This window comes from Citrobacter sp. Cf116 (genome assembly GCF_030336505.1).
Lineage (GTDB): Bacteria > Pseudomonadota > Gammaproteobacteria > Enterobacterales > Enterobacteriaceae > Citrobacter > Citrobacter freundii.
The window spans coordinates 895833-911130 of record NZ_JAOWEQ010000040.1 but is presented as its reverse complement, the minus strand read 5'-3'; the positions used below and the strand labels follow the sequence as shown (position 1 = coordinate 911130).

General features: G+C 49.9%; 15 protein-coding genes and 1 tRNA gene. 10 read left to right on the top strand and 6 right to left on the bottom strand.

Annotated elements, in window-relative coordinates; all coding sequences use genetic code 11:
- The first annotated feature begins 237 nt into the window (after positions 1-237).
- Positions 238-1041, top strand: coding sequence for a 2,5-didehydrogluconate reductase DkgB (dkgB, locus tag OGV74_RS20980; RefSeq protein ID WP_032937070.1), 804 nt, complete (start codon positions 238-240; stop codon positions 1039-1041).
- 21 nt (positions 1042-1062) lie between these two features.
- Here dkgB and yafC read toward each other — a convergent pair whose 3' ends face one another.
- On the bottom strand, positions 1063-1977 hold the full coding sequence (yafC, locus tag OGV74_RS20975) for a DNA-binding transcriptional regulator YafC (protein ID WP_061548398.1): 915 nt from the start codon (positions 1975-1977) through the stop codon (positions 1063-1065).
- A 104-nt stretch (positions 1978-2081) separates the two neighbouring features.
- On the opposite strand from yafC, the gene OGV74_RS20970 reads away from it, so the two are divergent.
- From OGV74_RS20970 to OGV74_RS20960, 3 genes are all read left to right on the top strand, one after another.
- Positions 2082-3257, top strand: coding sequence for an MFS transporter (locus OGV74_RS20970; protein ID WP_003838907.1), 1176 nt, complete (start codon positions 2082-2084; stop codon positions 3255-3257).
- A 131-nt stretch (positions 3258-3388) separates the two neighbouring features.
- Entirely contained in the window at positions 3389-4189 is an 801-nt protein-coding gene (locus tag OGV74_RS20965; RefSeq protein WP_003031427.1) for an endonuclease/exonuclease/phosphatase family protein, read from the top strand.
- Positions 4190-4265: 76 nt separating this feature from the next.
- Entirely contained in the window at positions 4266-5036 is a 771-nt protein-coding gene (locus tag OGV74_RS20960) for a class I SAM-dependent methyltransferase (RefSeq protein WP_086503702.1), read from the top strand.
- A 49-nt stretch (positions 5037-5085) separates the two neighbouring features.
- Here the strand turns inward: OGV74_RS20960 and mltD are convergent, their stop codons facing one another.
- Both mltD and gloB read right to left on the bottom strand, forming a co-directional pair.
- Entirely contained in the window at positions 5086-6444 is a 1359-nt protein-coding gene (gene mltD / locus OGV74_RS20955) for a murein transglycosylase D (RefSeq protein ID WP_086503703.1), read from the bottom strand.
- Positions 6445-6515: 71 nt separating this feature from the next.
- Positions 6516-7271: a hydroxyacylglutathione hydrolase gene (gene gloB / locus OGV74_RS20950; RefSeq protein WP_192465756.1), complete on the bottom strand. Its 756-nt coding sequence runs from the start codon at positions 7269-7271 to the stop codon at positions 6516-6518.
- A gap of 33 nt (positions 7272-7304) precedes the next feature.
- Between gloB and OGV74_RS20945 the strand changes: the two genes are divergently transcribed.
- Positions 7305-8027: a class I SAM-dependent methyltransferase gene (locus OGV74_RS20945; protein ID WP_003031413.1), complete on the top strand. Its 723-nt coding sequence runs from the start codon at positions 7305-7307 to the stop codon at positions 8025-8027.
- Here the strand turns inward: OGV74_RS20945 and rnhA are convergent.
- The gene (gene rnhA, locus OGV74_RS20940; protein ID WP_003031412.1) at positions 8024-8491 is read right to left on the bottom strand and encodes a ribonuclease HI; all 468 of its coding nucleotides are present in this window, start codon (positions 8489-8491) and stop codon (positions 8024-8026) included. The two genes, OGV74_RS20945 and rnhA, sit on opposite strands and share 4 nt — an antisense overlap.
- A 64-nt stretch (positions 8492-8555) precedes the next feature.
- Between rnhA and dnaQ the strand changes: the two genes are divergently transcribed.
- Both dnaQ and OGV74_RS20930 read left to right on the top strand, forming a co-directional pair.
- Entirely contained in the window at positions 8556-9284 is a 729-nt protein-coding gene (dnaQ, locus tag OGV74_RS20935) for a DNA polymerase III subunit epsilon (protein WP_003031410.1), read from the top strand.
- 134 nt (positions 9285-9418) lie between these two features.
- Positions 9419-9495, top strand: a tRNA-Asp gene (locus OGV74_RS20930).
- 156 nt (positions 9496-9651) lie between these two features.
- Here OGV74_RS20930 and OGV74_RS20925 read toward each other — a convergent pair.
- Both OGV74_RS20925 and OGV74_RS20920 read right to left on the bottom strand, forming a co-directional pair.
- Entirely contained in the window at positions 9652-10170 is a 519-nt protein-coding gene (locus tag OGV74_RS20925; RefSeq protein WP_003838893.1) for a FidL-like protein, read from the bottom strand.
- A 1-nt stretch (position 10171) separates the two neighbouring features.
- Positions 10172-10855 (bottom strand): winged helix-turn-helix domain-containing protein, encoded by a 684-nt coding sequence (locus OGV74_RS20920; RefSeq protein WP_226807758.1) that lies wholly within the window; start codon positions 10853-10855, stop codon positions 10172-10174.
- Positions 10856-11605: 750 nt separating this feature from the next.
- Between OGV74_RS20920 and OGV74_RS20915 the strand changes: the two genes are divergently transcribed.
- The 3 genes from OGV74_RS20915 to OGV74_RS20905 all read left to right on the top strand — a co-directional run bounded on the left by OGV74_RS20915 (position 11606) and on the right by OGV74_RS20905 (position 15285).
- The gene (locus tag OGV74_RS20915) at positions 11606-12154 is read left to right on the top strand and encodes a fimbrial protein (RefSeq protein WP_044714304.1); all 549 of its coding nucleotides are present in this window, start codon (positions 11606-11608) and stop codon (positions 12152-12154) included.
- Positions 12155-12223: 69 nt separating this feature from the next.
- Positions 12224-12772, top strand: a complete 549-nt coding sequence (locus OGV74_RS20910; protein ID WP_003838886.1) for a fimbrial protein — start codon at positions 12224-12226, stop codon at positions 12770-12772.
- 41 nt (positions 12773-12813) lie between these two features.
- The gene (locus tag OGV74_RS20905) at positions 12814-15285 is read left to right on the top strand and encodes a fimbria/pilus outer membrane usher protein (RefSeq protein WP_086503705.1); all 2472 of its coding nucleotides are present in this window, start codon (positions 12814-12816) and stop codon (positions 15283-15285) included.
- The last annotated feature ends 13 nt before the right edge of the window (positions 15286-15298 follow it).

Here is a 15298-nt window from a genome sequence, read left to right as displayed (position 1 = left end):
CGGTAGTTCAGTTGGTTAGAATACCTGCCTGTCACGCAGGGGGTCGCGGGTTCGAGTCCCGTCCGTTCCGCCACTTATTAAGAGCCCTGAGCATTAGCTCAGGGCTTTTTCTTTGCCTGCAATTTAATTATTGCTACATCCGCAAAAATCCTCTGCATTTATCACTCTTTTTCTATAAAGAGCTGGAAGTCATAATCCTCTTAGTTAACGAACATAGTGATTAAAAAGAGGAATTCTATGGCTATCCCTGCATTCGGTTTGGGTACTTTCCGCCTGAAAGACGACGTGGTTATCGCTTCTGTTAAAACGGCGCTTGAGCTGGGCTACCGTGCTGTCGACACTGCGCAAATCTATGATAATGAAGCGGCTGTTGGTCAGGCGATTGCCGAAAGCGGCGTACCGCGTAACGAACTGTACATCACCACCAAGATCTGGATTGAAAATCTCAGCAAAGAAAAACTGCTCCCAAGTCTGAAAGAAAGCCTGAAGAAACTGCGTACAGATTATGTTGATTTGGCGCTGATCCACTGGCCATCTCCAGGAGATGCTGTATCTGTTGAGGAATTCATGCTGGCGCTGCTCGAAGCAAAACAGCAGGGACTGACTCGTGAAATTGGTATCTCAAACTTCACTATTGCGCTGATGGAAAAAGCCATTGCCGCAGTAGGCGCAGACAATATTGCGACCAACCAGATTGAGCTTTCTCCGTATCTTCAGAGCCGTAAGGTGGTTGACTGGGCGAAAGCACACGGTATCCACATCACCTCTTACATGACGCTGGCTTACGGTAACGCGCTGAAAGATGAAGTGATTGCGCACATTGCCGCTAAACATAACGCGACCCCGGCGCAGGTTATTCTGGCATGGGCAATGGGGGAAGGTTACTCCGTAATTCCTTCTTCTACCAAACGTGAAAACCTGGCAAGCAACCTGCTGGCGCTGGAACTGCATCTGGATGCCGAAGATAAAAAAATGATCGCGGCACTGGACTGCAACGATCGTCTGGTCAGCCCGGAAGGTCTGGCTCCTGCCTGGGATTAATTGCCCGATCCTGTGTATCCCTTACCCCTCTTTTACAGCTCCTTCGGGAGCTGTTCTTATATATTCACTTAAAAAGTCTATAAATGCACGAATACGTGTACTGACCGCACGATCGCTGTAGTAAACGGCGCTGAAAGGCATTTTTACCGGCAGACGTTTATCGGCCAGCAGTTCCACTAGCTCTCCCCGCGCGATCTCTTTATCTATCATATAATCTGAAAGACAGGCGATGCCGTTGCCGTTCAGGCAAAGCTGTTTTAGCGTTTCCCCACTGTTGGAAGAAATGCCACACTCGACCTCATGCAGCTGTCCGTCGCTACAGGCAATCGGCCAGGTATTGAGCGAAACCGGTTCGGAAAACCCCAGACACAGATGCTGTTTTAACTCCTCGACGGTCTCTGGTCTACCAAAACGGGCAATGTACTCCGGTGAGGCAATAATCTTGCGATAGCTGGTAAATAACGGACGCGCACGTAGACTCGAGTCAGTCAGTGTGCCCGCTCGTATAGCAACATCCACTTTTCGTTCAATAAGATTGATGAATGTTTCCGAGGAGACGAGAGACAACGTCATCTCGGGATACCGCTCCCGGAACGGTTTGATTAGCGGCATCAGGAAATGCAACATCACCGGTGTTGCTGCGTCGATGCGCAGCAGGCCGCGCGGAGTATTACGCGACTCCATGATTTCCGTTTCTGCTGCACCCATCTCTTGCAGTATCTGCTGCACCCGCCTGAAATAGCGCTCTCCTTCCTCAGTGAGACTTAGCTGTCGGGTCGTTCGATTAAGCAAACTGACGCCCAGTTTCATCTCCAGCTTTTTTACTGCCCGACTGACCGCGGAATTGGCTTGTCCAAGCTGTTCTGCCGCCCGGCTAAAGCTGCCGCTTTCCACTACCGCTACAAAAATCGCAAGTTCTTCAGAGGTTGCTTTCATTTTTGCACCTGACGCAAAATTATATTGAGATTTTGAATATTTTTGTCATTAAAACATCCAGGCATACTGCGTGTCATCTGATTACTGATGTTACGGAGTTATTTATGCCTCTCGCTTTATTTGCACTAACAATTAGTGCCTTCGCTATAGGCACTACTGAGTTTGTGATTGTTGGTCTGGTGCCGACTATCGCTCAACAACTGGCGATCTCGTTACCTTCCGCCGGGATGCTGGTTTCCATCTATGCGCTGGGTGTGGCGATTGGCGCACCGGTACTGACCGCTTTGACCGGACGCCTGCCACGTAAGCAGTTACTGGTTGCGCTGATGGTTCTGTTTACGGCGGGGAATTTGCTGGCATGGCAGGCTCCCGGGTATATGACACTCATTGTCGCTCGTCTGCTGACTGGGCTGGCACACGGTGTATTCTTCTCGATTGGTTCTACCATCGCGACAAGTCTGGTGCCGAAAGAGAAAGCGGCCTCCGCCATCGCCATTATGTTTGGTGGCTTAACGGTGGCGCTGGTAACCGGCGTGCCGCTGGGAACGTTTATTGGTCAACACTTTGGCTGGCGCGAGACTTTCCTTGCGGTATCAATGTTAGGCGTGATTGCACTGATCAGTAGCCAGTTGTTGATCCCCGCCAACATTCCCGGTCGTGCAGCCGCCAGCATTCGCGACCAGGTGAAGGTGCTGACTCATCCCCGTCTGTTGCTGATTTATGCCGTTACGGCACTGGGCTACGGCGGTGTATTCACGGCATTCACCTTCCTGGCACCGATGATGCAGGATCTGGCGGGATTCTCTCCGGCAGCAGTAAGCTGGATCTTACTGGGTTACGGTGTTTCAGTGGCTATCGGTAATATCTGGGGTGGTAAGCTGGCGGATAAGCATGGTGCTGTTCCTGCGCTGAAATTCATTTTCGCCGCGTTGTTTGTTCTGTTGATGGTTTTCCAACTGACGGCTTCTACGCAGTATGCCGCGCTGGCTACCATCCTGGTAATGGGGATCTTTGCCTTTGGTAACGTACCGGGGTTGCAGGTCTACGTGGTACAGAAAGCGGAACAATTTACGCCTAATGCTGTAGATGTGGCGTCAGGGTTGAACATTGCGGCGTTTAATATTGGCATTGCACTGGGTTCAGTGATTGGTGGACAAACGGTCGAGCATTATGGTCTGGCGCAGACGCCGTGGATTGGTGCACTTATTGTCCTGGTTGCTTTCCTTCTGATGGGACTCAGCGGTCGTCTTGATAAGCCCGCGCGCGTTGCTTTGGGGTAAATCATTGATGTAAGCGCCCACTTACAAAACAAACTGCAATTGTTCGTTGAAAGTGAGTGCTAAAATCCCTATAACAGAAGAACCAGTCCGGCTGCGGACTGGTTGACGTTACAGAGGTTTGAAAGTCTAAAGTGCGAAAAAACACCTATGCCATGCGTTATGTTGCCGGACAACCCGCCGAGCGGATTTTACCGCCGGGGTCGTTTGCGCATATTGGCCAGGCATTACCCGCAGGCGTTCCGTTAAGCAGTGAAGATCGCATTCGTGTGCTGGTATGGAATATTTTTAAACAGCAGCGCGCAGAATGGCAGTCGGTGCTGAAGAATTTTGGCAAAGATGCGCATCTGGTGTTATTGCAGGAAGCACAAACCACGCCAGAACTGGTGCAGTTTGCGACCGCTAACTATCTTGCTGCCGATCAGGTTCCGGCCTTTGTGCTGCCTCAGCATCCCTCTGGCGTCATGACGCTCTCTGCTGCTCATCCTGTTTACTGCTGTCCATTGCGCGAGCGTGAGCCTATTTTACGGCTGGCGAAATCGGCGCTGGTGACGGTGTACCCGTTGCCTGACACTCGGCTGTTAATGGTGGTGAATATCCACGCGGTTAACTTTAGCCTTGGCGTTGATGTCTATAGTAAGCAGTTACTTCCCATTGGAGATCAGATTGCTCATCACAGCGGTCCGGTGATCATGGCCGGCGATTTTAATGCCTGGAGCCGTCGACGGATGAATGCGCTGTACCGCTTTGCGCGTGAAATGTCGCTGCGCCAGGTTCGCTTTACTGACGATCAGCGCCGCCGTGCGTTTGGTCGCCCTCTTGATTTTGTGTTCTATCGCGGTCTGAACGTGAGTGAAGCCTCTGTGCTGGTCACCCGTGCATCCGATCACAACCCGCTACTCGTTGAATTCAGTCCCGGCAAACCTGAACAATAACGGTGTGTCAGGTCTGCCATAGGGCAGGCCTGTGATGGTTGCCCTTCATATTTCATAACAACCGAAGGACAACACAATGACAACACGCTCTCACCATGACAACGTCGAAAAACAGTTTGGCTCTCAGGCTAATGCCTATTTAACCAGTACGGTGCACGCCTCTGGCCGTGACTTGCAACGTCTGGGGGAAAGGTTGTCGGCATTTCCGCAGGCTCGCGTATTGGATATGGGATGCGGAGCAGGGCACGCCAGCTTTGTGGCCGCGCAACACGTAAAGCAGGTCGTGGCTTATGATTTATCGTCGCAGATGCTTGAAGTGGTTGCTGAGGCGGCAAAAGACCGAGGCCTGGAAAATATCGCCACACGGCAGGGGTATGCTGAGAGCCTGCCATTTGAAGATAACGTATTTGATGTGGTGATTAGCCGCTATTCCGCGCATCACTGGCATGATGTCGGGCGCGCGCTGCGGGAAGTGAACCGCGTTCTGAAGCCCGGTGGTGTACTGATTGTGATGGATGTGATGTCGCCTGGCCACCCAGTACGTGATATCTGGTTGCAAACCGTGGAGGCATTACGCGATACCTCACACGTACGCAACTATTCCAGCGGAGAGTGGTTGTCGTTAATCAATGACGCCAATCTGATTGCCGATACCTTGTTAACCGATAGTCTGGCGCTGGAGTTCAGTTCGTGGGTGGCGCGGATGCGTACGCCTGCAGCGTTGAGCGACGCGATTCGTGCCTACCAACAAAGTGCTTCTGCACAAGTGAAAGACTACTTTGCGTTACAGGGAGATGGCTCGTTTACCAGCGACACGATAATGGTTGAGGCACATAAAGCGGGATAAATGAAAAAGGCACTGGGGGGAAACCAGTGCCTTCATTTCTACAATGCTATCAGGAGTCCGGCATGTCGTTGTTTTTCACAAACAACGTTAGCTGATCGCCTGGCTGTAGATTATTCGTATCGCTGTTCCAGCGCATCACATCCTTGATGTTAACCCCGTGGCGTTTGGCAATACTCGAGAGCGAGTCGCCTTTACGCACACGATAGGTGATGCTATCGCTGTTGTTCGCCAGTCGCTGTGCGCTGCTGCCAGCGCCCACCGTCAGATTCTGGCCTACTTTCAGCGATGACCCGCGCAGATTATTCCACTGCTTAAGGTCATTGATGCTCACGCCAAGACGTGAAGCAACGCCAGAAAGCGTATCGCCAGAGCGAACTTTGTAGCTACGGCTGTTCAGCGGCGTGTTATCCGCGACCAGCGTTGACTGCACGGCTGCAATTTCGCCTGAAGCCAGAGACTCACGCAGCTTCTCTGCATGCTTCTTTGGCACCATCACATATTGCGGGCCGCTGGCACCCAACGTGGAACCTTTCACGCCTGCATTGAAGGTCTTCAGCTTGCTAACGGAAATACCCGCCATATCGGCAACCTGAGCCATCTCAACCGGGCTACTCAGGCGAACACGTGCCAACGCGCGGCTTTCGTCTGTTGTTGGCAGACGTACGCCATAGCGTTTGCTGTTTTTGAGTATATCGCTCAATGCCAGCATTTTGGGCACGTATAGCTTCGTTTCCTGAGGCAATGGCAACGACCAGAAGTCAGTGGGTTTACCACGAGCTTTGTTCGTTTTGATTGCCTTCATGACACGACCTTCACCGCTATTATAAGCAGCAACGGTCAGCAGCCAGTCGCCATCAAACATCTTGTTCAGACGCTGCATCATGTCCAGCGCGGCGGTGGTGGAAGCCACAACGTCGCGACGTGCATCATAACTGCGGGTCTGTTTTAAACCATAATTGCGCCCCGTGCTCGGAATGATCTGCCAAATACCTGCGGCATTGGCGCCAGACGTTGCGTGAGGATCAAAAGCGCTCTCCACTATGGGTAGTAGTACCAGTTCCATAGGCATGTTACGTTTCTTAACCTGCCCGGCTATCCAGTACATATACGGCTCTGCCCGTAAAGTTACATCGTGGAGATAGCTCTTATTGCGTAAATACTTCTGTTTCTGTTCGCGAATCCGGCTGTTTTCCGGAATTCCCATCTTTAGCTCGTCACCAATGAAAGCCCACAAATTTTGATCAGCAGCGATAGATGTTCCGTCGTCCATCCATCGCGCCTGACTTGTAAACTTTCCTGCTTCCCCTTGACCAGCTGCAGAAAGGCTCTGTGCGTGTTGTTGGACGTTACCAGTATTCTGGCACCCAACAAGCAGGACAGAGGCGAGTAATATCGCTTTTGCCTTCATGTGTGTGTCAATAGTTGCTTAAAAGACGACCGATCATAACGGCGAAGTTTTCAAAAGGCAACCCGGAATTGTCAGAACGTATCTTTCTTTGACCTTAACCAGGCAAAACGCTCCTCAGGTTGTTGCAATATTGTTTCTTTGTTAATTTCATTAATTAAATCAATATCTTCTGTTCTTAAAAAAAGATTATTTCGCCGCTCATTTTTCAGAATTACGGGTAGTGTCATTTGTTTTTTTACGCGTAACTCATTAACTTTACGATAATATTCATTTATGAACGAATCGTGCGGGAGAATGCTTAAGGCAAACTTCATGTTTGCTAATGTGTACTCATGTGCGCAACAAATTAATGTATCGTCAGGAAGGGCGTTTATTTTTTTAAGTGATTGATACATTTGGGTCGCTGTGCCTTCGAAAAGTCGACCGCAACCGCCAGAAAAGAGTGTGTCACCACAAAATAAGTAAGGATAGCTAAAGTAACAGATATGTCCTAAAGTGTGACCCGGAGTAGCAATTACCCTAAATTCATGCCCCAAAACGAGTGCAATATCACCATCTTCGACTATGTGTGTCGTTCCCTTATCTTGCGTTTCAGCCGGTCCGTATACCACTATTTGTGGGAAATGCTGCAGAAGTTCTTTCACTCCGCCCACGTGATCCTGATGATGATGGGTTAGCAGAATGGCTTCAGGCACCCAGTTATGCTCTGCAATGGCTTTCAGAACAGGAGCCGCTTCACCCGGGTCCACAATCAGACAATGCTGGTCATTATTTGACAAGACCCAGATGTAATTGTCCTGAAATGCAGGAATACTGTTAAGATTCATATATTACCTCTCAATGCGTAACGGAAGGTTGTGATGAAACCGGCAAGGATCCCTCAAACTGTCGTAGCGCCCGTTAGCTGGGATGATCTGCCCTGGGGCGAACACTATCGTGAGGCGCTGGAGTATCAGCTTAACCCGTGGTTCGCAAAAATGTACGGTTTTCATCTGCTTAAGGTTGGTAATTTAAGCGCAGAAATCGATTCCGAAGCGTGCGCGGTTTCTCATCAGGTAAATGTTTCTTTGCAGGGTTCTCCCATGCAGGTGACGGCCGATCCTTTGCATCTTCCCTTTGCCGATAAGTCCGTGGATGTCTGTTTATTGGCCCATACGTTACCGTGGTGTTCCGATCCGCATCGCCTACTGCGTGAAGCCGATCGCGTGTTGATTGATGACGGTTGGTTGATTTTGAGCGGCTTTAACCCGGTAAGCCTGATGGGTTTGCGTAAACTGGTGCCCGTATTGCGTAAGACATCGCCCTATAACAGTCGGATGTTTACCCTCATGCGTCAATTGGACTGGCTATCATTACTGAATTTTGAAGTGCTGCACTATAGTCGTTTTCATGTTCTGCCCTGGAATAAGAAGGGCGGGAAAATGTTAAGCACCCATATCCCCGCGCTGGGCTGTTTACAGCTGGTGGTTGCGCGCAAGCGAACCATTCCACTTACACTCAATCCGATGAAACAAAATAAAAGCAAAACGCCTATCCGTCATGCCGTTGGCGCGACCCGGCAATACCGTAAACCGGACGCTTAAGCCTCAGTCTGATACCCAATATCATCCTGAGTTGGGCTCATGGCCGCGGCGCGCGCAAGCTCATCGCAGCGTTCGTTTTCCGGATGGCCCGCATGGCCTTTAACCCATTCCCATTTGATTTGATGAGGGCCCAAAGCGGCATCGAGACGCTTCCACAGATCGACGTTCTTCACTGGTTTTTTATCTGCTGTTTTCCAGCCACGCTTCTTCCAGTTGTGGATCCACTGCGTAATGCCCTGGCGCACATACTGGCTGTCCGTGCTGAGTATCACTTCACACTGTTCTTTCAGGGCTTCCAGCGCAACGATTGCTGCCATCAGCTCCATGCGATTATTAGTTGTAAGGTTGTAGCCTTCGCTAAAGGTTTTTTCGCGCCCGCGATAGCGTAAAATCGCCCCATAACCACCCGGTCCTGGATTTCCCAGGCAAGAACCATCGGTGAAAATTTCTACCTGTTTAAGCATCTCTGGTAGACTTCCTGTTTTAGCAAATCGAAATCAAACGATAAGTCTGACATAAATGACCGTTATGAGCACTGGAATTACACGACAGATCGTCCTCGATACCGAAACCACCGGTATGAACCAGATTGGCGCCCACTATGAAGGCCACAAGATCATTGAGATCGGTGCGGTTGAAGTGGTGAACCGCCGCCTGACCGGCAATAACTTCCATGTTTATCTGAAGCCGGATCGGCTGGTGGACCCGGAAGCGTTCGGCGTACACGGAATCGCAGACGAATTCCTGCTTGATAAACCCACGTTTGCTGATGTAGCCGACGAATTTCTCGACTACATTCGCGGCGCGGAGCTGGTCATCCATAACGCATCGTTCGATATCGGTTTTATGGATTACGAGTTCGCGAAGCTCAAGCGGGATATTCCGAAGACGAACGAATTCTGCAAAATAACCGATAGCCTGGCGCTGGCGAGGAAAATGTTTCCTGGCAAGCGAAACAGCCTTGATGCGTTGTGCTCGCGCTATGAGATAGACAACAGTAAACGAACCCTGCACGGCGCATTGCTTGATGCCCAGATTCTGGCCGACGTTTATCTGATGATGACCGGCGGGCAGACCACGATGGCGTTCTCAATGGAAGGCGACAGCCAGCAGAGGAATGACACGGGGATCCAGCGTATTGTGCGCCAGTCCAGCAAACTACGTGTTGTTTTCGCCACTGATGAAGAGTTAGCGGCCCATGAGTCACGCCTTGACCTGGTGCAGAAGAAAGGCGGAAGTTGCCTCTGGCGGGCATAGTTTGTACATTTACCGTATGAAAATGGCCGTTCGGGTGATTTTTGCAGCAAACGATTAAAAAACGTGAGAAAAAGCGTTGACGAGGTGCGAAGCAATCCGTAATATTCGCTTCGTTCCCAAGCGGAACACAACGCGGAGTGGTAGTTCAGTTGGTTAGAATACCTGCCTGTCACGCAGGGGGTCGCGGGTTCGAGTCCCGTCCATTCCGCCACTATTCAGAAAGCCTGAATCAGAAATGATTCAGGCTTTCGTCGTTTTAACCCACCAAAAATAATAATCTCATTCTCACGTTCTATCGACCGCGCCCGTGCTTTCGGGTGGGCAACACATCAGGTCATCCTTAACCCGACGCATATCCAGAAGGCGATTAACTCGCGAAGTGATTCATCACGCAGGCGAAGCGGGGTGAAAAGTTATCGCCAATAAGAACCGTTTCCTCATTCAGGTGCTTTAGCATATACAGCTTGTCGGCACGTTCGTAAGCGTCAAAGAAAAGATAATCTATAGCATCCGTTGCTTCATCATCCGGGGATTTTTCGCGTCCGTCGGGGGTGAGCATAAAAACGCCGGCGGTATGGCCGAGTGGTCGGGCATAGCGAAAGAACAGTTTTCGGTTAACAGCAAACTCGCCATCATCACTTTTGAGTTTCCCTTGTACTGACAATGAGAGGTGTCCAGAGTTGTAGCTGGTGATCAGCATTATTCCGTGGAGTTCCTTTTTGGTGTTTTGGATGTCGAGTATCGACGTGAATTCCGAGGAACAGGAAAAACTGATTTCTTGTTTTTTCGCATTCCCGGCGATAATAAAAAAAGCGATAGTCGCCAGCCCAAAAATGGCAATCACGACTGACCATAGTAAAGGAGAGTGATCGCTTTCCTGCTTCATATCATTCCTCATGATGGCGATACTGGCTGATGCAATGGTAATAGCCGAGGTTTAGCCCACATTCAGCGGCAAACGACCACTCAACCAGATTATGGTTGCTCGCCCAGGTATTGAGATACAGATCTTTTGGATACGAACAGTTAGGGTTAATACCCACGGACTTGAAAATATCCAGCGCTTTTTTTTCGGTAATGGTGTCGGTGAGGGCGTTTCCTAATATATGCACTCGGCATTGCTCGTAGTCGATAGTCCGCAGGATCGCTGCGTCCGTCATAGCGATTTTATTGGGTATCCATGTTAACCACGCTGTCGCCAGCACGGCGATGCCGGTAATTAACGTTGTTATCATGACAGGCCACAGGTTTCGTTTCTTTTTCCTGGGCATCAATGCAACATTGGCTATTCTGGTGGGTGCTTGTGCTTCCTCCAGTTGCTGAATATTGATACTGGCGTCGCCCATCCGAAATCCTATTCGCGGAATGGTGACGATCAGTTCTGCAGGATGGCCCGTAGACGTTATTGCTTTGCGCAGAAATGAAATGTGCTGATTGAGATTAGCATCCGTCGCTCTGGCGCCATTATGCTGGAAAACATTCTGCAGAATTTCATCGCGCGAGGATATCTCTTTACCATTTTGCAACAGATAGAGCAGTAATTGTGTTGCCACATTATTCAATGTGGCCATTTCACCAGACGCCAGGTCTTTTAGGGTATTTTTATGTGGTCTGAAAACTAAGCCATCACCAATAATTACGGATTTGATTTTGTTTATTGGTATATGAGAAATCACTGATGTCTCCTTTAAAGCAGGATATCTCGCATTCGAGTGGGGGAAGCAATAGCATAACATAATTCATTTATAAAAAATGATTGTACTATAGAACTCTTTATTAATATTTATATAACAATCTTTTAATATATCTAATAGAATCCTCCTATGTCCTTCCTCTCTTTCACTATCTTATTGTCATTACTCGCTTTTGATATCTAATTTCATTTTTACAAAACTTTCATAAATACATTTTGCCTGTTCTTCTGGCTAAATAAAAAAATATTTGATAGATAAAAACTCTATAAAAACTGTAAATAATAGCAATTAACACTGGATGTGGTGTGTTTTTTGGCTATTTTTTAGGTAAACGATCGCTCGATAGACAGTGTTACAACACGATTCCCTGAGTTTGATTAATACCGGATTTTTGCATTGTGTCATTTTTTCGTCGACTTAATATAAGCCCCGAAACAGCGTAAACACCTGTGGACGGTATTTCTGATGGAATACCAATGAAGTTCAAAATACGGGGTGGCTTGAGATGGATTGTTTGCAAGGATATGCGCTACCGCCACCTACAGATCAGGATTTCCCTTGCATTAATTGTCTGCGGAAATAGATCGTCGGAATAACCAAAAAACAGATATAAGGTTAAGTAGTAATATGAAAATGAAAAACGTGGCTGTGGCCTGTGCGCTGATGGCGGGAATGACTTTTACTGCATCTTCTGCTTATGCTGCAAAAAATGTTGAACCGACTAACGGTAAAATTCACTTCACTGGTTCTCTGGTTAATTCCGCATGCGGTCTGGCCCCAGAATCCAGCCCGGTGCAGGTAAATTTTGGTGAAATCCCAACTTCTCAGTTAAAAGACAACCAACGTGCTGGCGTTAAGCATGCCAAAATCGTGCTGCAGGGCTGTGATACGACCGTCGCGAAAACGGCTACTGTGACCTATACCCCGGCAACAATTGATTCAGATAACAACGCGCTGGCCGCGTTCACCTCGGGTACTGCAAAGGGTGCGGGCATCGGTATGGTTGACAGCGGCAACCAGGACGTGGAATGGGGCAAAGCGGCCTCTCAGGTCAACATTACCGATGGCGAAACCGACATTGATTTCGTCGCTTACCTGCAGGCAAACAACGCATCTGCAGCGGTAACTCCGGGTGATTTCGAATCTACCGTTAATTTCCAGATCGACTACCAGTAACGATCTGCAGCAGGCGCAATTATGCGCCTGCCTAACCCTTCCTGCGAATAACTGAAAGGAAATGCGGTGATGCCTGGATGGCGTATTTTACTGCTTTTTATCTTTATATCGCCTGCATGGGTTTTGGCTGACACTCATCGTCTTGTCAGTACGCCCGGCAAAATGCGCATGCGGGGAAATATTATTGAAGCTGCCTGTTATGTCGATCCGCGCGACCGGTCGCTACTGGTTGAATTTGATGACCTCTCAGCCAGAGATATTTCCGGTAAACCTGAAAAAGTATCTGCGCATGATTTCAGCATTCATTTGCTGGGATGTTCCCTTGGGGATTCTCAACATCCGGGGAGTCTTTTTCAACGCGCTAATATTACCTTTTCCGGCGCACCCGATAGTGACAATCCTGATTATCTGAGCGTGCAATCGGAAACTGAAAATTTAGCGATAGAAATATATGACGGCAAAGGACAGCAAATTCATCTGGGTGAGCCATCACCGGACTATGCGCTTAACCCAGGGAAAAACACGCTCAATTTTACGGCTTATTTGATCTCCCGCGACGGAAGAATGACATCCGGCGAATTTACTGCGGTCACGCATTTTGTTGTGAATTATCTCTGAGCTGCACTGCAATTCGGGTATCTGAAGGTTTGCGAACGAAAATGATCACGCTGAAAACAGATAAAAAACGTCTGGCGCTTTTTATTGCTCTGGTCTGTGCCTCTTCATGTGTTGAAGCGGATGAGGCCATTGAATTTAATACCGACGTACTGGATGCCAGTGACAGGCACAATGTCGATTTGCAGCGTTTTTCCGAAGGCAACTTTGTGACTCCCGGAGAATATCTGCTGGATGTTCGTATTAACAGCCAGGAGATCCCTCAGCAGTCGATTCGTTATATCGTCGACCCTGCCAACCCGCATAAATCCATGGCCTGTCTGACGCCACAACAACTTGAATTACTGGCGCTCAAAGAAAAGGCGCTGACCTATATTCACCCGATCAGCGCGGCCTGCTATGACATTTCCCGCCTGCCGGGAGTGGTGCTGAATAATAGCGCCGGCGTACTGGACATTACCGTGCCTCAGGCATGGATGAAATATACCGATCCAGACTGGACGCCGCCGGAGCGTTGGGATAACGGTGTCGCAGGGCTGATTTTTGACTACAGCGTTTCAGGTCAGGCCACACATTACGAGCAGGGCGGCGATCGTTATCGCTCTCTGTCTGGCTATGGACAGACTGGCTTTAACCTCGGCGCGTGGCGTTTTCGTGGCCAGTATCAAGCCAATTACGCTTCGGATGAGAACCGAGGGCGAATCGATTGGGATCAGATCTATGCCTATCGCCCGTTACCGATGCAGGCGGCAAAACTGACGCTCGGCGAAATCTACCTGAATTCTCAGGTTTTTGATTCGGTACGTTTCACCGGGGCGAACCTCGCCAGCGACGAACGCATGCTGCCGCCGAATTTGCAGGGCTACGCGCCCGAAGTACATGGCATCGCGCGCAGCAATGCGAAGGTCACTGTCAGTCAGCAGGGGCGTGTTATCTATCAAACCACCGTTCCTGCGGGGCCATTTAATATTCAGGATCTGCACGGCTCGGTACGCGGCACGCTGGATGTTCGCGTCGAAGAGCAGGATGGCAGTGTACAAACCTTTCAGGTCAATACGGCCGATATTCCTTACCTGACGCGCCCGGGCTATGTTCGCTACAATGCCGCGGTCGGTAAGCCATCGCGTTATAACCACGACGTCCAGGGGCCTGCGTTTTATAGCGGTGATTTTTCCTGGGGGGTCAGCAATGCGTGGTCGCTGTATGGCGGCGCGTTGCTCACTGGCGATCGTTATAACGCCTGGTCGATGGGGATTGGGCGGGATTTGAGCTGGCTGGGTGCGCTGTCGGCTGACGCGACGCAATCCGTGAGTCGGGTGAAGCATCAGGCTGAACAAAAAGGAATGTCCTTTAAGCTCAGCTATGCCAAAACCTTTGATGAGTACAACAGCGCCATCACCTTTGCTGGTTACCGCTTTTCACAGCGTAATTTCCGCACCTTCTCGCAGTTCCTTGACGAGCAGTATGAAAATAACAACAGCGCCGGCAACGAAAAAGAGATGTACACCATCACCGGTAACAAGACCTTTTTTGCTGACGACCCGCAATTAGCGACCACGCTGTACCTGACCTATACCCACCAGAATTACTGGGATCGTGGCTCTCAGGATCGTTACGGGTTGTCGATGGGACACAGCTTTTCGTTCGCAGGCATTCAGGGGATCAGCGCCAACCTTTCTGCTTACCGTTCTGAGTATCAGGGCAAACGGGACGACAGCCTTTCGCTGTCCATTTCGGTGCCATGGAGCGATGGCCGCTCCATGGATTATGAAGTGCAAAACAGCGGCAACCAGACCAGTCAGATGGTTTCATATTCCGATAACCGCGACCGTAACAATCCATGGCGACTGCGCGCAGGGGTTTCCGGTGAAGGGCACACCGCGTTTGATGGTTACTACAAGCATCGCAGCATGATGGCTGAGCTTGAGTCTAACGTCAGCTGGCAGCAATCACGTTATTTCTCCGTTGGCGGCACGATGCGCGGCGGCTTTACCGCAACGCGTCACGGCGCGGCGCTGCATAACAGCCAGGCGTCAATGAATACCGCCAGGGTGATGGTTGATACCGACGGTGTGGCGAATGTACCGCTGAACGGTGAACAGGCGCACTCAAACCGCTTCGGTATTGCCGTCGTTCCGGACGTCGTCAGCTATCACAGCTTTGATACCCGTATCGATGTAGACGCAATGGACGAGGATATTTCCGCGACCAAAGCCATCGTCACCAACACCCTGACGGAAGGCGCGATTGGTTATCAGCGCTTCGCCGTGGCGCAGGGGCAAAAAATGATGGCGCTGCTGCGCCTGAAGGATGGCTCTGTACCGCCGTTTGGAGCCGAAGTGTTTAACGCCAACGGTGTCAGCGTCGCCATGGTGATGGAAAACGGCATGGCCTGGATTGCGGGTGTGAATCCAGCTGAGCGTCTTTCTGTTGCCTGGGGCGGTCGTGCTCAGTGTCACTTACAGGTGCCGCAACAAATCAACCCGGAGGGTAACGTGCTGTTGCCTTGTGAATAATTTCAATAACCTG